At 66.7% G+C, this 15,280-nt stretch carries 16 protein-coding genes, 2 tRNA genes and 1 pseudogene; 2 read left to right on the top strand and 17 right to left on the bottom strand.

Going from position 1 to position 15,280, the window contains the following annotated elements; translation table 11 throughout:
• Window position 1 precedes the first annotated feature (1 nt).
• Both J2X20_RS20980 and J2X20_RS20975 read right to left on the bottom strand, forming a co-directional pair.
• Entirely contained in the window at window positions 2-538 is a 537-nt protein-coding gene (locus J2X20_RS20980) for a PEP-CTERM sorting domain-containing protein (RefSeq protein ID WP_310268938.1), read from the bottom strand.
• 347 nt (window positions 539-885) lie between these two features.
• The gene (locus J2X20_RS20975) at window positions 886-1,374 is read right to left on the bottom strand and encodes a hypothetical protein (RefSeq protein ID WP_310268935.1); all 489 of its coding nucleotides are present in this window, start codon (window positions 1,372-1,374) and stop codon (window positions 886-888) included.
• Window positions 1,375-1,504: 130 nt separating this feature from the next.
• On the opposite strand from J2X20_RS20975, the gene J2X20_RS20970 reads away from it, so the two are divergent.
• Window positions 1,505-1,954 carry a universal stress protein gene (locus tag J2X20_RS20970; protein WP_310268932.1) on the top strand — a complete coding sequence of 150 codons (450 nt, stop codon included), beginning with the start codon at window positions 1,505-1,507 and terminating at the stop codon, window positions 1,952-1,954.
• Window positions 1,955-2,077: 123 nt separating this feature from the next.
• Here the strand turns inward: J2X20_RS20970 and J2X20_RS20965 are convergent.
• The 5 genes and pseudogenes from J2X20_RS20965 to J2X20_RS20945 all read right to left on the bottom strand — a co-directional run.
• A pseudogene (locus J2X20_RS20965) lies at window positions 2,078-2,310 on the bottom strand (transposase); the annotation flags it as partial.
• A gap of 150 nt (window positions 2,311-2,460) precedes the next feature.
• The gene (locus tag J2X20_RS20960; protein ID WP_310268929.1) at window positions 2,461-2,805 is read right to left on the bottom strand and encodes a zinc ribbon domain-containing protein YjdM; all 345 of its coding nucleotides are present in this window, start codon (window positions 2,803-2,805) and stop codon (window positions 2,461-2,463) included.
• Between the two features lie 59 nt (window positions 2,806-2,864).
• Window positions 2,865-2,940, bottom strand: a tRNA-Asn gene (locus tag J2X20_RS20955).
• 66 nt (window positions 2,941-3,006) lie between these two features.
• Window positions 3,007-3,082 (bottom strand) — tRNA-Asn (locus J2X20_RS20950).
• 36 nt (window positions 3,083-3,118) lie between these two features.
• A complete protein-coding gene (locus tag J2X20_RS20945) occupies window positions 3,119-5,242 on the bottom strand; it encodes a TonB-dependent siderophore receptor (protein ID WP_310268925.1) in 2,124 nt (707 codons plus the stop codon).
• Between the two features lie 345 nt (window positions 5,243-5,587).
• Between J2X20_RS20945 and J2X20_RS20940 the strand changes: the two genes are divergently transcribed.
• A complete protein-coding gene (locus J2X20_RS20940; protein ID WP_310268922.1) occupies window positions 5,588-5,953 on the top strand; it encodes a DUF2845 domain-containing protein in 366 nt (121 codons plus the stop codon).
• Between the two features lie 10 nt (window positions 5,954-5,963).
• On the opposite strand, the gene J2X20_RS20935 is transcribed toward J2X20_RS20940, so the two are convergent.
• The 10 genes from J2X20_RS20935 to ybiB all read right to left on the bottom strand — a co-directional run bounded on the left by J2X20_RS20935 (window position 5,964) and on the right by ybiB (window position 15,273).
• The gene (locus J2X20_RS20935) at window positions 5,964-7,052 is read right to left on the bottom strand and encodes an NAD(P)/FAD-dependent oxidoreductase (protein WP_310268920.1); all 1,089 of its coding nucleotides are present in this window, start codon (window positions 7,050-7,052) and stop codon (window positions 5,964-5,966) included.
• A gap of 16 nt (window positions 7,053-7,068) precedes the next feature.
• Complete coding sequence (fdxA, locus tag J2X20_RS20930; RefSeq protein WP_310268918.1) at window positions 7,069-7,392, bottom strand: ferredoxin FdxA; 324 nt, start codon at window positions 7,390-7,392, stop codon at window positions 7,069-7,071.
• Window positions 7,389-8,165 (bottom strand): uroporphyrinogen-III C-methyltransferase, encoded by a 777-nt coding sequence (gene cobA / locus J2X20_RS20925; protein WP_310268915.1) that lies wholly within the window; start codon window positions 8,163-8,165, stop codon window positions 7,389-7,391. The genes fdxA and cobA overlap by 4 nt, the downstream gene beginning before the upstream one ends.
• A 76-nt stretch (window positions 8,166-8,241) precedes the next feature.
• The gene (locus J2X20_RS20920) at window positions 8,242-9,531 is read right to left on the bottom strand and encodes a sulfate adenylyltransferase subunit 1 (RefSeq protein WP_310268912.1); all 1,290 of its coding nucleotides are present in this window, start codon (window positions 9,529-9,531) and stop codon (window positions 8,242-8,244) included.
• Window positions 9,531-10,496: a sulfate adenylyltransferase subunit CysD gene (gene cysD / locus J2X20_RS20915; RefSeq protein WP_310268909.1), complete on the bottom strand. Its 966-nt coding sequence runs from the start codon at window positions 10,494-10,496 to the stop codon at window positions 9,531-9,533. Before cysD ends, J2X20_RS20920 begins: the two co-directional genes overlap by 1 nt.
• Window positions 10,493-11,251, bottom strand: a complete 759-nt coding sequence (locus tag J2X20_RS20910; RefSeq protein WP_409034181.1) for a phosphoadenylyl-sulfate reductase — start codon at window positions 11,249-11,251, stop codon at window positions 10,493-10,495. The genes cysD and J2X20_RS20910 overlap by 4 nt, the downstream gene beginning before the upstream one ends.
• Window positions 11,248-11,742 carry a DUF934 domain-containing protein gene (locus J2X20_RS20905; RefSeq protein WP_310268906.1) on the bottom strand — a complete coding sequence of 165 codons (495 nt, stop codon included), beginning with the start codon at window positions 11,740-11,742 and terminating at the stop codon, window positions 11,248-11,250. The genes J2X20_RS20910 and J2X20_RS20905 overlap by 4 nt, the downstream gene beginning before the upstream one ends.
• A gap of 6 nt (window positions 11,743-11,748) precedes the next feature.
• Window positions 11,749-13,464: a nitrite/sulfite reductase gene (locus J2X20_RS20900; RefSeq protein ID WP_310268903.1), complete on the bottom strand. Its 1,716-nt coding sequence runs from the start codon at window positions 13,462-13,464 to the stop codon at window positions 11,749-11,751.
• Window positions 13,465-13,466: 2 nt separating this feature from the next.
• Window positions 13,467-14,234 (bottom strand): sulfite exporter TauE/SafE family protein, encoded by a 768-nt coding sequence (locus J2X20_RS20895; RefSeq protein WP_310269989.1) that lies wholly within the window; start codon window positions 14,232-14,234, stop codon window positions 13,467-13,469.
• 115 nt (window positions 14,235-14,349) lie between these two features.
• On the bottom strand, window positions 14,350-15,273 hold the full coding sequence (gene ybiB, locus J2X20_RS20890; RefSeq protein ID WP_310268900.1) for a DNA-binding protein YbiB: 924 nt from the start codon (window positions 15,271-15,273) through the stop codon (window positions 14,350-14,352).
• Between the last annotated feature and the right edge of the window lie 7 nt (window positions 15,274-15,280).

The raw sequence follows: 15,280 nt of genomic DNA, 5'->3' as shown, positions 1-15,280 counted from the left end.
CTCATCTCCTCGTGGGACGTGGTTGTGGGGGGCTGTCGCGACGGGCGCGGCGCCACAGCAGGATGGTTCCGAGGGCGGCGAGCAGCCCGGTTGCCGGCTCCGGCACGGGGCTCGCCACCAGGTTGAAGGTGACATGGTCGCCTTGCACGAAATCCCAGCCGCCGACGCCGACGACGAGTTCGCCCGGGCCCCATGAATAGCCGGGTTCGATGGAGGAGCCTGCCGCGATGGAGGCGTGGGCCAGGCGGTATTGCTGCGGCGACCAGGTCAGCCGGAAGAACAGCGGCGAACGCGTATAGCCGCCCATCAGCCACAGGATGGTGATGGACGAGTCCTCCACGTCGACTTCGTTCCAGACGTATTCATCGAAGCTGAGCAGATAGTCGCGCGGGCCGGCGACCGCGACGAAATGATCCGACGTCGAGGGCGTGCATTCCAGGCACTCGAAGACCATGTCCTTGCCCAGCAGGCCGGCCAAGCTCGGTGGACAGCAGGCCAACATGGCACTGATCAGTGCGGCGTGAAGAGTTCGGCGCATGACTGTCCAGTTAGCAGCGGTGGCGAAGACTGGACTTGACGGCAGCGGCGAGGCGCTTGCCATCCCTAAGGCATGGAGGCGCCCGATGATGATTTGACCCTCGACCAGAGCGCGAGCCAAGGCGGGCTTCATACTTCCGGCGTACTTTGCCGCCATGGCGGAGGCCGAATCAAAAAAGGGAGGCGATCGAGTCAATCTGACCGGGTTTGGGGAGGGGCGCGGGGCTGTTAAGAGTCCAGTGCGCCGGCGAGCGGCTCGCGGGTCAAGTCGATGCACCACTGAACATGGGCATAGGTAGCCTTGGGTCATGAAGCCGACGACGGCGTCGATGGCATAGATCTCATTCCTCATGTGGACCGAAACGACCTCGCCGACACGGCTCCGTGGCGTCGGTCACGATGACCGAAATGACCGGTCACGTTCGCCGAAATACGCACGTCTAAGTGCAGCAGGCGTGAGATGCATTTGGAGGATTGGCGAAGCCTTGGTGCGTCGAGATCCAAGCTACAGCTCGCCGTTGACACCATGGCCGACTTTCCGGTTAGCTCAATGACCTCTGGCTCGGAACTATTGGTTTGGAATACGGCGCGCCTCAGTGCAAATCGGCTGGCGGCGTCGTCGGCGACCGAGATTGCGGCAACAGCATCGTCTTCGCCTGCAACGGGCGAGGGTTGCAGCGCAGCAAGCTGTCGCAGCTTCGGCGGCCAAGGCACTTCGACATGGGCGCCTGTGAGGAACTGGCATCCAAACTTGCCAACGTCCTGGTCGAGTTGCGGAAAACGACGTTCGACCGACTCGTCAGCGCCTCGTGTGTCGGCGGCGAGGAGGCCTTCCATCGCCCGTGCCTACGGCGTAGTATGAAATCCCAGCGACCCGCCCGTGAACCGGGTCCGGTCGGATTGTCTGAGCAGGCAGTACTTGCTTGTGTGCTCGTCTTGAGGCCCGGCCTTTGGATGGAGGCACATCATGTTCAAGCACATCCTGCTTCCCACGGACGGGTCGCAGTTTTCCGAACGCGCCGTGTTCCGTGGCATCGAATTGGCGCAGCAGGTCGGCGCAAGGGTCACGGGCATCTACGCCGCGCCCGAATTCCATCTGCTCAGCTATCGCGCAGCTGAACTCTCGGAATCGCAAGATCAGTTTGCGCTGGATGTCCAGAGCCACGCAGAGAAGTACCTCGCTTTCATTCGTGACACCGCGAGCGAAGCGAAGGTGCCCTGCGAGACGCTGGTCGAGCGAAGCGATCACCCTCATGACGCCATATGCCGTGCGGCGAAGCTGCGGCAATGCGATTTGATCGTGATGGCCTCGCACGGTCGGCGCGGTCTGACAGGCCTCATCTTGGGTAGCGAGACTCAGCGGGTTCTGGCTCATACCGACGTGCCCGTGCTCGTGTGGCGCGCCGTGCCGGAGTAAGCTGCCCTCGCTGCTTTGTGAGCAGAAAGAAGGAAGCCTTACAGGCTGTGACTCGCCTCAAAGCGTGGCCGGAAGTTCGCGACGGCTCTGACCGATTGGTACGGGTTCTAGGGGGCAGGTCAGCGCTCCGCCCGGGCAAAAAACGCGCTGGCCAGCTTCAGAATCTCATTGGCCTTGCGCAGCTCACGCACTTCCCGTTCGAGATCCTTCACGCGCTGAGCCGCGCTGGCCGTCATGCCCTCTCGCACGCCGGCATCCACCTCCGCGCGCTTGACCCATTCGTTCAGCGTTTGCGGCACGCAGCCAATCTTGGGTGCGATGGGCTCGATGGCCGCCCACAGCGACGAGTAGCCGCCGCTGCGAGCCGCAAAGAAAGAAGCCCCGCACGCTTGGGCATGCAGGGCTTCTGAAATGGCTCCCCGACCTGGGCTCGAACCAGGGACCTACGGATCGACAGGTGTATGGCGCATCCATTAGTCCGGATGTCGATCAACGCAGACGGTTGATCACGCCTTCTTCACGAACTCCGACTTCAGGCCCATGGCGCCAATGCCGTCGATCTTGCAGTCGATATCGTGGTCGCCATCGGTCAGGCGGATGTTCTTGACCTTGGTGCCGACCTTGACCACCAGCGACGAGCCCTTGATCTTCAGATCCTTGATGACGGTCACTGTGTCTCCGTCCTGCAGAACATTGCCCACGGCGTCGCGAATCACACGAGCCTCTTCGGCCGCGGCATCGGGAGCTTGGGCCGGGGCCCATTCATGGCCGCACTCCGGGCAGACGAACTGCGTGCCGTCCTCGTAGGAGTAGGCAGACTGGCACTTGGGGCAGGCGGGCAGGGCGCTCATTGACGAATCTCGGCTGGGCAAGAAAAAGCCCCACCCGCTTGCGCGAATGAGGCTTGATTTGGCTCCCCGACCTGGGCTCGAACCAGGGACCTACGGATTAACAGTCCGGCGCTCTACCGACTGAGCTATCGAGGAATGGTTTGGTATGTCGACACGCCAAGCGGTTGCAGCGTGCGTCTTGAGTCTTGCGACTTGATTCTGTGGCTCCCCGACCTGGGCTCGAACCAGGGACCTACGGATTAACAGTCCGGCGCTCTACCGACTGAGCTATCGAGGAACAGAGCCCGTGACTATAGCAGTTTTTTCAGGGGCCTCAGAGCCGGACCTCGAGACTCGTGCGGAAAGTCCGCGGCGCGAGGGGATAGAGGTAGCTGTGTTCGTACTGCCAGGGCGACTCGCGCCAGGCGCGGCGGTTGGTCAGGTTGTCCACGCCGGCGCGCCAGATCCAGGTCTGATTGCCCACGCCCCGCAGATAGCGCAGGCCGGCATCCGCCACCGTCCACGCGGGCACGGCGATGCTGTTGTCGGGCGTCGCGAAGCGGCTGCCCTCATGGCGGATGCCGAGCTGGGCCTGCAGGCCGGGCAGCAGGTCCTGGCGCACATGAGCCTTCAGCGTCGTCTGCGGCACATTGGGCGGCTGCTTGCCATTGAGGCTGGCGTCGACGCTGCCCTCGCGGCGGGCCTGCAGCCTCATGGCGCTGGCGAACAGGCCACCACCGCCCCACTTCAGGTCGGCACTGGCCTCGATGCCGCGGTGGCGGGCGTAGCCGTCGGCGCGGTGCTCGCAGCTCAGGTTGACGTCGCAGCTGCCGATGTCGCGCCACAGCGGGCGGCGGATGTCGAAGGCGGTCAGCGAGCCTTCGACGCGTTGGGTGCCTGTCTTCAGGCCGATCTCGGTCTGGCGGCTTTTCAGCGCGGGCAGGGCCTGGCCGGCGTTGAGGTAGCGGGCGCGGTTGGGCGTGACTTCGCTTTCAACACCCTGGCCCCAGCTCGCGTAGACCAACCAGTCGCTGGCTATGGCGTGGCTGAGGGCGATCCACGGCGTCGTGACGCTTTGCGAATAGTCGGTGGCACGCGAGCCGTCCGTGCGCACGCTCTCGCGGTGCAGGCGGGTGTGGCGCAGCCCCAGCCAGGCTTGCGTGCCGGCGCCAAGGTCCACGCGGTCGCGCAGATAGAGCTCGTTGCTGCGCTCGTCGCGGTTGGTGTTCTCGTCGGTCAGGTCGGGCTGGGCCGTGGTGACGGCGCTGCCGTCGATATTGCCCGTGCCGGCGTAGTTGTAGGCCTGGCGCTGGAAGCGGCTCTTGAACTGGCTCGTCAGTCCACCGATGGTGAGGTCATGGCGCAAGCCGGCGAGCTGCACCGGGCCGCTGGCGAAGACGTCCAGCGACGTTGTGTCGCGGTGCTCGTTCTCGCTGCGGAAGTCGTAGAGGTCGTAGTTGCCGTCGGGGCAGAAGCGGTCGGCGTAGTAGTCGCCATTGGCGGCGCTGCAGCCATAGGCATAGGCCAGGCGGTCATCGGTGCGCAGGCGCTGGATGCCCAGGGCAGCCTGGGCGCGCCATTCGCCGGAGAGCTTCTGCTGCACGCGCAGCGAGGCGTGCGTGTTGTCGAAGACGACGGGCTGGCTCCAGGGCTGGTTGTTCAGGTTCAGGTTGGGGTCGACGCTCTTGGGGTCGGGCAGGCGGTCGCCGAGCAGGCTGAAGCCCTGCTGGCTGGGCTGGCTCTGGCGGTTGAACTCGACCTCGGCCTCGACGAGGGTGTCGGCGCTGAGGCGCCAGTCGGTGGCGACGGCCAGGGTGTGGGAGCGACCCTTGCTGCTGCGCAGCTCAGGGGCCAGGTGGGCGGCAGCGAGGTTGACCCGCAGGCCGAACTCACGGTTGGCGCCGAAGCGTTGCGAATGGTCGAGGCTGGCCTGCACGGTGCCACCCTGGATGGCTTCCAACATCAGCGCCGTGCCGTCCTCGGCCAGCGGGCGCTTGACGACGAAGTTGACGATGCCGGCCGGCGAGCTGGTGCCGGCCTGCATGCCCGAACTGCCTTTCAGCACCTCGATGCCCGACTTGTTGACCAGCGACAGCGCCGTTTCGCCGCTGATGGGCAGGCCGTCGCGGCGCAGGTTGAAGCGGTTGTCCAGGTCGAAGCCGCGGATCTTGAGCTGCGACCAGTAGCCGACGGCGTTGTAGGCGTCGGAGATGGAGGCGTCGAGCTTGGTGATGCCCGAGAGCTGGGTGATGCCCAGTTCCTCCAGCCTTTCGGCCGACAGGCTCAGCGCCTGCATCGGCAGCCTGGCCGGCGGGTCGCTGAAGCCGGACAGGCTGGGCACGGCTTCGGTGGCCTTGCCGCTGACGCTGACCTGGGGCAGGGTCTGGGCCGAGGCGAAGTGGGAGGCAAGCAGCGCGGTGGCGGCTGCGATGGAGGAAAGAGAAAGGAGTCGTGCCATCGGAATGCAAAGCGATGGCAGGTCGGCAAACACTGAAGACGTCAGGCCCCTGGAGACGTGCAATGAGGGGCCGCGATTCCGGCTGCTTCCCTGCGCGAGGATTACCTCGAATCCCCTATTGGGGACTCTGAAGCGCATTGCTGCGCTTCCAGTCAGGTTCAAAGGGACTGTCTCAGTCGATGGCAGCAGGCCATCAACACCCCTAGCGAAACGTCGACGGCCACAGCGGTCGACGGGCCGCAAGTGTAGCGCCCACTCGTGATTTGGCCTGTCAACGCGTGCGGCTCTGCCGCGTTTGGCTCCCAATGTGCGGGCGGGGCGCTACCGCCGCCAAAGGAGGACGCCATGGCTGTGAATCACAAACCGCGCTTGAGCCTCAAGGCCTCAGTGCTGGCCGCACTGTTGGGCGCTGGTAGCGCCGTTCACGCCGATCCCCTGCGATGCAACGACACCAGCATCCAGGAAGGCGATGCCAAGGTGTGGCTGATCCGTGCATGCGGGCAGCCGACGGTCTCGGACTCCTACTGCGCTCGGATGGTTCAGCCGGTGCCTGCGCAATACGGCTATCCCTCTTATCAAACCGTGTGCGTGGTGACGGAAGAATGGTTGTACGACCGCGGGCCTGGAAATCTGATGGCGGTGGTGCGGATTCGCGAGGGCCGGATCATTTCCATCCGCTACGGCCAGCAAGGGCTGTCCGCGAGCCGCTAGGTCCGGGCGCTCAGTCGAACACCGGCGACTCCACGCCCAGCACCTTGTGCAGCTTCGGGCTGGTTGTCGTGTACTGCAGATGCACGCGCTTGTCCGGGAACACATACGGCGCCGCGCCGAAGGCCGCCAGCGCGGTCTCGTGGAAGCCGGAGAGGATGAGCTTCTTCTTGCCCGGATAGGTGTTGACGTCGCCGACGGCGAAGATGCCCGGCACGCTGGTCTCGAACTTCTCGGTGTCGACGACGACCTGCTTGCGCTCCAGCGCCAGGCCCCATTCGGCAATGGGGCCGAGCTTGGGGCTGAGGCCGAAGAAGGCCAGCACCTGGTCGCAGGGCACGACGCGGGTGATGCCGTCGTTGCCGGCGATCTTCAACCCGGTGAGCTGGCCGTCGGCTTCGGTGATGCCCACGGTCTGCCCGACGATGAACTGCATCTCGTGGGCGTCGCAGAGCTCGTGCATCTTGGCCACGCTCGCGGGAGCCGCCCTGAACCCATCCCTGCGGTGCACGAGGATGACGCTCTCGGCCTTGTGCGGGTTGCCGTCCTTGTGGCCGGCGCAGAAGTTCAGCGCCCAGTCCAGGGCCGAGTCGCCGCCGCCGATGATGAGCAGGTTCTTGCCGGCGAACTGGTTGGGTGCCTTAACACGGTAGTGGACCTGGGTGCCCTCGTAGGGCTCGACGCCTTCAACCTTCAGCGTGCGTGGCTGGAATGAGCCCACACCGCCGGCGATGAAGACCGTCTTGGTGACGAATTGCGTGTCCTTGCTGGTCTCGACGATGAAGCCGCCTTCATCGAGCTTCTGCACGACGGTGACTTCCTGGCCCAGGTGGAAGGTCGCGCCGAAGGGCTCGATCTGCTTGAGCAGGTTGTCGGTCAGCTCCTTGCCGGTGCATACGGGCACGGCCGGGATGTCGTAGATGGGCTTGTCGGGATAGAGCTCGATGCACTGGCCACCGGGGTAGGCCAGGCTGTCGATGATGTGGACCTTGATCTCCAGCAGGCCGAGCTCGAAGACCTGGAAGAGGCCGACCGGCCCGGCACCGACGATGACGGCGTCGGTGTGGATGGCGTCGGGCCTGATCTGTACGGCTGCCTGCATGTGGAGAGAAGAAAGCTCAGCGGATCAGTTCGGGCAGCTTGCCCGTCTTGTCTTTCCACTCATCGGCGTCCGGCAGCGCGGGCTTGCGCTTGGTGATGCTGGGCCAGCCCTTGGCGAGGTCGGCGTTGATCTTGATCATGTGGATCTGATCGCCCGGCACATCTTCCTCCGGCATGATGGCGTTGACCGGGCATTCGGGGATGCACACGGCACAATCGATGCACTCATCGGGGTCGATGGTCAGGAAGTTCGGGCCTTCGCGGAAGCAGTCCACCGGGCAGACGTCGACGCAGTCGGTGTATTTGCAGCGGATGCAGGCTTCGGTGACGACGTGGGTCATGGGCAGCTCTGAAAGGTAAGGGGCGCCTCTTCGGGCGAAACGATGATTTTAGTGGCGCCCGGGTTTTGATCCTGAGCCCGGACGGGCGAAGCGCCTGTCCCCACGGTGACGACGGTGGGACGGCCGCGGTGCAGCAGGGCGGCACGGGGAAGATCTGCGAGCGCGTGCTCGCTGGTGATGGCATCGGCGCAACCGGCGCGGCTGACGACCAAAGTGGGCGTGTCGGCAGCCCAGCCGGCAGCCAGCAGTTGGCGAGACAGCGCGGCCAGCTGTCGGCCGGCCATGTAGAAGACTTCGGTGTCGGCCGAGCGGGCGGCGTGCAGTTCGCCAGCCTCGGTCATGGCCGTGGTCAGCGACACACTGCGGCCACGGCCACGGCGGGTCAGCGGACGTTGGGCCTGTGCGGCAGCGGCCAGGGCCGCGGTGACGCCGGGGACGACTTCGCTGGCGATGCCGGCCTCGGCCAGCGCGATCAGCTCTTCCTCCAGGCGACCGAAGACGCTGGCGTCACCGCCCTTGAGGCGCACGACGAGGGCATGTTCCTGCGCCGCCTTGACGAGCAGCGCATTGATCTCGGTCTGCTTGGCCGAATGCTCGAAGCCGCGCTTGCCGACCGAGATCCAGCGGGCATGCGGCGCCAGCTCGCGCAGGGCCGGGTCGGCCAGCGCATCGGCCAGAACGACGTCGGCATGCGACAGCGCCCGCGCGCCGCGCAGCGTGATCAGGTCGGCGGCGCCGGGGCCGGCGCTGACGAAGATCACACGGCCAGTCATGACTGCACCCTTCGCACTTCGTGCTGTCCCGCCAAGCGGGAGCGAGCTTGCTTGGGGCGGCCCGGCGCGGCGCTCATCACCAGGCCTCTTCCGCCGGCGCGGCGGCTTGCACGTCCACCAGCAGGGCGCCGCTGGTGCGGTGGCTGGCGGGGTCGACGACGATCAGCGCACCGCCGACGCGGTTGTCCACGAAGGGCTCGACGGGCAGCTCGTGCTGCACTTCCATCTGCACGCGGCCAATCGTGTTGACCGGCAGCTCGTGGGCGTCCTGCGGCTGCAGGGTGTTGATGTCCAGCACCGAGTCGATGGCCGAGATGCGCGCCTGCACCCAGCGGTTGCCGTGGCGCACCCAGTATTTGCGGCCGGGCTTGGCGGCTTCGGTGTCCAGCCAGGCCAGCGTGGCCGGGAAGGTCTTGGTCGACGCTGCCGAGCCGGGCGTGACGATCCAGTCGCCGCGGCTGACGTCCAGTTGGCGGTCCAGCACCAGGCCAGCCGAGTCGCCGGCTTCGGCGCTGGGCACGGTCTCGCCGGCCAGCCGCACTTCCACGACAACGGCGCTTTGCTTCGACGGCAGCACCTCGATGGTGTCGCCGGCCTTCACGGCGCCATGGGCGATGCGGCCCCACAGCACGCGCGGCTGCACGCCGGTGCCCTTGGATTGGTAGGCGTCCTTCTGCACGTATTGCACGGGCAGGCTCAGCGGCGCGTCGGCGCGCTCGCTCAGCGTGGGCAGGCGCTCCAGCACCTGCAGCAGGCTCTCGCCGTTCCACCAGGGCGCGTCCAGCGGCTGGGTGACGTTGTCGCCGCGCAGGGCGCTCACCGGCACGGTGGCGGCCACGTTGAGGCCGGCGGCGGCAGCGAACTTGTCCAGAGCCGCCTTGACCTTGGCAAAGCCCGCGCCGGCATCTTCCAGCGCGTCGATCTTGTTGATGGCGAAGACGATGCTGGGCACGCGCAGCAGCTGGGCCAGCAGGGAGTGGCGGCGCGTCTGCGGCAGCAGCACCACTTCGTCCTGGGTCAGGTCCAGCTTGGTGATGTCCACCAGCACGACGGCGGCATCGCTGCCCGCGGCGGCCGTGACCATGTTGCGCGTGTACTGCTCATGGCCAGGGGCGTCGGCAATGATGAACTTGCGCGTCTTGGTGGCGAAGTAGCGGTAGGCCACGTCGATGGTGATGCCTTGCTCTCGCTCGGCTTCGAGGCCGTCGGTCAGCAGGCTCAGGTCGATGGGGCGGCCGGCAGCGCGTCGCTCCAGCGTGTCGAGCTGGTCGGCGAGGATGGCCTGGCCGTCGAACAGCAGGCGGCCGATCAGCGTGGACTTGCCGTCGTCCACGGAGCCCGCCGTGAGGAATCGCAGCGCCTTCATCAGAAATACCCTTCCTTCTTGCGCTTCTCCATGGAAGCTTCACTGGTGCGGTCGTCCATGCGGGTGGCGCCGCGCTCGCTGACGGTGACGGTCAGCGTCTCGGCCACGACCTCGCTCGCATTGGCGGCGGGGCTCTCGACCGGGCAGGTGCAGGTCATGTCGCCCACGGTGCGGAAGCGCACGGTGGCGGTCTCGACGGTTTCGCCTGCTTCCGGCGGCGTCACCTCGGTCAGCGGCACCAGCAGGCCCTTGCGGCGGATGACCTGGCGCTCATGGGCGTAGTACATCTGCGGCAGCGGGATGTTCTCGCGGGCGATGTAGAGCCAGACGTCCAGCTCGGTCCAATTGCTGATGGGGAAGCAGCGGAAATGCTCGCCCGGGCGGATGCGGGTGTTGAACAGCGTCCACAGCTCGGGGCGCTGCTCCTTGGGCTGCCATTGGCCGAAGGAATCGCGGTGGCTGAAGATGCGCTCCTTGGCGCGCGCCTTCTCCTCGTCGCGGCGGGCGCCGCCGATGAGGGCGTCGAACTTGTGCTCCTCGATGGTCTCCAGCAGCGTCACCGTCTGGTGGCCGTTGCGGCTTTCCAGCGGGTGGGCGAGGCGGATGGTGCCCTTGGCCATGGAGTCTTCGAGGTGGCCGACGACGAGGCGCTCACCCATGTCGGCGACGCGCTGGTCACGGAAGGTGATGACCTCGGGGAAGTTGTGGCCGGTGTCGATGTGCACCAGCGGGAAGGGCAGCTGGCCCGAGTAGCCACTCGGGTGGGCCGCGTTCTTCATCTTGAAGGCCTTCTCGGCCAGGCGCAGCACGACGCAGCTGTCCTTGCCGCCGGAGAACAGCAGGGCAGGGCGCTCGAAGCTGGCCGCGACCTCGCGCAGGATGAAGATGGCTTCCTCTTCCAGCGCATCCAGATGGGCGTGGTCGACGTCGGCGATGAGTTGTTCGGGTTTCACAGCAGCATTCATGATTTGGCGTGCAGGCCGCATTCCTTGGTGGAGTCTTCCCACCACCAGCGGCCGGCTCTGAAGTCTTCACCGACCGCGATGGCGCGCGTGCAGGGCGCGCAGCCGATCGAGGGCATGAACTGGTCATGCAGCGGGTTGTACGGAACCGCGTATTTTTCTACATAGGCCCAGACCTCGGCCCAGGTCCAGTCGGCGAGGGGGCTGATCTTGCGACGGCCATTGCCGTCGTCTTCCTCGAAGGCCACGTCGCCGCGGGCGCCGCTCTGCTCACGGCGCAGGCCGGTGATCCAGGCCGAACGGCCCTTCAGCATGCGGCCCAGGGGCTCCATCTTGCGCAGGCCGCAGCAGGCCTTGCGCAGCTCGATGCTCTTGTACATCGCCTCCTCGCCCTCTTTGCGGACGAACTGGATGACGGCGTCGGCCACGGGCTTGAAGACCTCGACCTCGAAGCCATAGCGCTCCTTGATCCTGGGCAGCAGGCCCAGCGTCTCGGGATGCAACTTGCCGGTGTCCAGCGTCGAGATGGCGATGGGCAGGCCGGTGCGGGCGATGAGGTCGGTGATGACCATGTCTTCCACCCCGAGACTGCTGCTCTGCACCAGGCCGTCGCCATGCTCGATGCTGGCCTCGCGCAGGCGTTGCAGCGCAGCCTCGATCTTGGCGTCCAGAGCCGGCGTCCACTTGGCGTACAGGCCGACGGCATTGCCGACCGCGGGCGCGGCGGCCCAGGGCAGGGCGCTGACTTCATCGCTCACGCTGCGCTCCTGAGGAACCACGGCCGCGTCTCGGCCACGTCCCCTTGGTAGAAGCCCACCGGTTCGAACAAGTCCAGGGCCTTCTGGGCGAAGGCGGGGGACTGGTCGCCGCGCAGGATGACCTCATCAAAGCCGGTGCGGGCCAGCAGCTGCATCATGTCCACCAGCACCTCGCCACGGGCGCGGATGGCGCCCTTGAACTTCAGGCGGATGCGCAGCAGGTGGGCCTGGCTGTAGGCACGGCCGTCGGTCCACTTGGGGAACTCCAGCACGACCAGGGCGATGCGGTGCAGGTCGGGCGCCAGCTCGCGGATGTCGACATCGTTGGGGAACTCGATGGCGACCTTGAGGTCTTGCGGCCAGTGATCCTTGACGGCGTGCCATTGCTCCAGCGTCAGCAGGCGGTTGGGCGCCGGATCGGGATCGGGCTTGGGGCCGTCTTCGCCGACGGCGTGATGCCAGGTGCAGGTGGCGGCGTTGATGAACTTCATGTCGGATCAGGCCTTCGCGGTGGAGGTGCGAACGGCATTCGCGGCAGTCTTGAAGGGATCGAGGCCCAGGCGCTTGACGGCGTCGACGAAATGCTCGCCTGCCTGTCGTTCGCGCTTGAAGGTGTCGATGACAGCGTCGATGGCGTCGGCGATCTCGTCGGCCGCAAAGCTCGGGCCTATGACCTTGCCGGCGACCGTCTTGCCCGACAGCACCGTGCCGTCGCTGCCACCCAGGGTCAGCTGGTACCACTCGGCACCGTCCTTGTCGACGCCGAGGATGCCGATGTGGCCACTGTGGTGGTGGCCGCAGGAGTTGATGCAGCCGCTGATGTGCAGGTCGATCTCGCCGAGGTCCTCGAGCTCGTCCTGGTCCTGGTAGCGCTCGGCGATCTCGGCGGCCAGTGGCAGGGAGCGGGCATTGGCCAGGGCGCAGAAGTCGCCGCCGGGGCAGGCGATCTGGTCGGTCAGCAGGCGGGCATTGGGCGTGGCGAAGCCGGCGGCACGGGCGGCCTGGAAGAGCTCGGGCAGGTCGGCGGCCTTGACCCAGGGCAGCACCAGGTTCTGGCGGTGGCTCACGCGCAGCTCGCCATGGCTGAAGCGGTCGGCCAGGGCGGCGGCGGTGTCCATCACGTCGGCGCTGGTGTCGCCGGGGGCAATGCCGACGCGCTTGAGGCTCAGCGTCACGGCGCGGTAGCCGGCGACGCGGTGGCCGTCGACATTGCGTTGCAGCCAGCGCGCGAAGGCGGGGTCGCTGGTGTCCAGCACGGGCTCGGCGACGGGCGTCACGCCCTCGGGGTCGACGAAGCAGGCCGCCACGCGGTCCAGCTCGGCCTGGGGAATGATCTGCTCGTGGCCGGCCGGGTCGTCGGCCAGGATGCGGGCGAACTCCTCGTTGACGGCGTCGAAGAACTTCTGGCCCTCGGCCTTGACGAGGATCTTGATGCGCGCCTTGTAGAGGTTGTCGCGGCGGCCGGCGAGGTTGTAGCAGCGCACGATGGCCTCGATGTAGACGAGGATCTGCTGCCAGGGCACGAAGGCGTTGATCTCGACACCGGGGATGGGCGTGCGGCCCATGCCGCCACCGACGAAGACCTGGAAGCCGACCTCGCCGGCCGCGTTCTTCTTCAGCTGCAGGCCGATGTCATGCCAGCCGATGGCCGCGCGGTCTTCCTTGGCGCCGCTGACGGCGATCTTGAACTTGCGCGGCAGGTGGGCGAACTCGGGATGCAGGGTGCTCCACTGGCGCAGGATCTCGCAGTAGGGGCGGGCATCGACGATGTCGTCCGGCGCGATGCCGACAAAGGCATCGCTGGTGATGTTGCGGATGCAGTTGCCGCTGGTCTGGATGCCGTGCATGTCGACCTCGGCCAGCAGCTCCATGACCGTGGCGCTGTCGACCAGCGGGATCCAGTTGTATTGCAGGTTCTGGCGCGTCGTGAAGTGGCCGTAGCCGCCCTGGCCGGCAAAGGGGCCGTCGGGCTGGCGGTCGTAGTCGCGGGCGATCCTGGCCAGTTGGCGCAGCTGGCGTGACGACAGCTCGCCGTAGGGCACGGCCACACGCAGCATGGGCGCGTGGCGCTGGATGTACCAGCCGTTTTGCAGGCGCAGGGCGCGGAAGTCGTCGGTGCTGAGTTGGCCTGCGAGGTGGCGTTCGAGCTGGTCGCGGTACTGGGCAGCGCGGGCGTGGACGAAGCGGCGGTCGAAGTCGGTGTAGCGATACATGGTTAGTGGATGACCTTCCAGCCGGCCATCAGAAGAGAGACGCAGAGCAGGCTGCGGACAACGCCGTCGGGCAGGCGGCGGGTCAATTGGGCGCCCAGCCAGATGCCGGGTAAAGAGCCAATGAGCAGGGACACGAGCAATTCCCAGTTCACATTGCCGAGGCTGGCGTGGCCGATGCCGGCCACGAGCGTCAACGGAACGGCATGGGCAATGTCGGTGCCCACGATGTCGCGGGCCTTCATGCGGGGGTAGATCAGCAGGATCAGCGTCGCGCCAATGGCGCCGGCGCCAATGGAGGACAGCGACACCAGCACGCCCAGCAGCAGGCCCAAGGCCACCATCAGCGTCGGCTTGCGGGCTTCGGGAATCCAGCGCTCCAGCTTGAGGCCCAGCGGCTGCCAGCTCTGCTTGAAGGCGACGACGACGGCCGTCAGCAGCAGGGCGATGCCCAGTGAGAAGGTCAGCGCCGAGGCCCAGCCTTTGGTGACGCCGGTCAGGTGCATCAGCGCGATGGTGGCGATGGAGGCCGGGATGGAGCCCATCAGCATGCGGCGCACGATGGCCCAGTTCACATGGCCGTGGCGGGCGTGGGCCACCGAGCCGCTCATCTTGGTCAGCGACGCAAACCACAGGTCGGTACCGATGGCCACGGCCGGGTTCAGCTTGAAGACGGACAGCAGCAGTGGCGTCATCAGCGAGCCGCCGCCCACGCCGGTAATCCCGACGATGAGGCCGACGCCCAATCCGCTCGCAATCGCAATTCCGTCCAGCACACGCTCTCCAGGGGCGGCCCCATGCCACCCGAGGGCGCGACTCTAGGGAATGTTGCAGTGCCGCAGAACTACATTCTTCTTGGGGCTATATGCCCAAGTTGAATAAGCAACCTCAGTTTGTGGCCAGAAGCCGCAGTGCGGCGACCTGCTCGGCGATGCGAGGTGGCACCATTTCGGTGCCAGCCAGCATGGCGCGGATGAGGGCCGCGTTTTCGGCCGGCGCGCAGGCCGGGGACAGCGGCCAGTCCAGGTCGGCCGTGTCCGCCGGGTGCAGGGGAGCGGTCTGGCCGTCCTGGAAGCCGATCAGATGGGCCTTGCGGCGCAGATGGGCATAGGCCTCGCCCTCGCTGGCGCGCATCAGCATGGCCCGGCCGCCGCCTGCCGTCAGGCCGGGCAGGGCGGCGCCCATGCTGTCCAGATACTCAGGGTGCGTGACGGCCACGACCCGCACCCCGCGGCCTGCGGGGAAGGGGTCGAGCAACTTGGCCAGGCTGTGGGAGCTGTTGCGCACGCCCAGGCGGGGGCGCAAGGCCATCAGACTGTTCAAGCCAGGGTTGAGCATCTGCAAAGGCAGGACGGCCAGTCTGTCGCGCGCCAGCCGCGCCTGGGCGTCGGCCAGCGTGGGGCTGGCCGGCAGGCTGAGGGCGTCCAGCAGCTCGAAGGGGCTGTGGCGGCTGTCGAAATCATGCCGACCGAAGATCAGCACCGGCACCCCCTCGCGGGCCAGCAGCAGGGCCACCAGGGGCATCAGATTGGCCTGCTTGCGGGCGCCGTTGAAGCTGGGCAGCAGCACGGTGCGCGGGCCTGCAGGTGCGGCCAGCGAGGCCGTGCGGGCCTGCATGGCGGCCAGGAAACCGGCCACCTCGGCGGCGCTCTCGCCCTTCACGCGCAGCGCGATCAGCATCGCGCCCAGTTCCATGTCGGGCACCTGGCCGTCGAGCATCTCGCCGAAGAGCGCTTCGGCCTGCTCGCGGCTCAGGTCGCGGGCGCCGCGGGCGCCACGGCCCAGTTCCTTGATCAGCGGGGCGTAGTTCATGCCGCCA

Source organism: Roseateles saccharophilus, from assembly GCF_031458095.1.
Taxonomy (GTDB): Bacteria; Pseudomonadota; Gammaproteobacteria; order Burkholderiales; family Burkholderiaceae_C; genus Pelomonas; species Pelomonas saccharophila_A.
The sequence above is the reverse complement of the archived record's forward strand: the minus strand, read 5'-3'. Positions and strand labels throughout refer to the sequence as shown.

Excerpts from the sequence above, each read along its gene's own strand:
- J2X20_RS20980 (WP_310268938.1), bottom strand. The coding sequence starts at position 538 with ATGCGCCGAACTCTTCACGCCGCACTGATCAGTGCCATGTTGGCCTGC.
- J2X20_RS20975 (WP_310268935.1), bottom strand. The coding sequence starts at position 1,374 with ATGGAAGGCCTCCTCGCCGCCGACACACGAGGCGCTGACGAGTCGGTC.
- J2X20_RS20970 (WP_310268932.1), top strand. The coding sequence starts at position 1,505 with ATGTTCAAGCACATCCTGCTTCCCACGGACGGGTCGCAGTTTTCCGAA.
- J2X20_RS20960 (WP_310268929.1), bottom strand. The coding sequence starts at position 2,805 with ATGAGCGCCCTGCCCGCCTGCCCCAAGTGCCAGTCTGCCTACTCCTAC.
- J2X20_RS20945 (WP_310268925.1), bottom strand. The coding sequence starts at position 5,242 with ATGGCACGACTCCTTTCTCTTTCCTCCATCGCAGCCGCCACCGCGCTG.
- J2X20_RS20940 (WP_310268922.1), top strand. The coding sequence starts at position 5,588 with ATGGCTGTGAATCACAAACCGCGCTTGAGCCTCAAGGCCTCAGTGCTG.
- J2X20_RS20935 (WP_310268920.1), bottom strand. The coding sequence starts at position 7,052 with ATGCAGGCAGCCGTACAGATCAGGCCCGACGCCATCCACACCGACGCC.
- fdxA (WP_310268918.1), bottom strand. The coding sequence starts at position 7,392 with ATGACCCACGTCGTCACCGAAGCCTGCATCCGCTGCAAATACACCGAC.
- cobA (WP_310268915.1), bottom strand. The coding sequence starts at position 8,165 with ATGACTGGCCGTGTGATCTTCGTCAGCGCCGGCCCCGGCGCCGCCGAC.
- J2X20_RS20920 (WP_310268912.1), bottom strand. The coding sequence starts at position 9,531 with ATGAAGGCGCTGCGATTCCTCACGGCGGGCTCCGTGGACGACGGCAAG.
- cysD (WP_310268909.1), bottom strand. The coding sequence starts at position 10,496 with ATGAATGCTGCTGTGAAACCCGAACAACTCATCGCCGACGTCGACCAC.
- J2X20_RS20905 (WP_310268906.1), bottom strand. The coding sequence starts at position 11,742 with ATGAAGTTCATCAACGCCGCCACCTGCACCTGGCATCACGCCGTCGGC.
- J2X20_RS20900 (WP_310268903.1), bottom strand. The coding sequence starts at position 13,464 with ATGTATCGCTACACCGACTTCGACCGCCGCTTCGTCCACGCCCGCGCT.
- ybiB (WP_310268900.1), bottom strand. The coding sequence starts at position 15,273 with ATGAACTACGCCCCGCTGATCAAGGAACTGGGCCGTGGCGCCCGCGGC.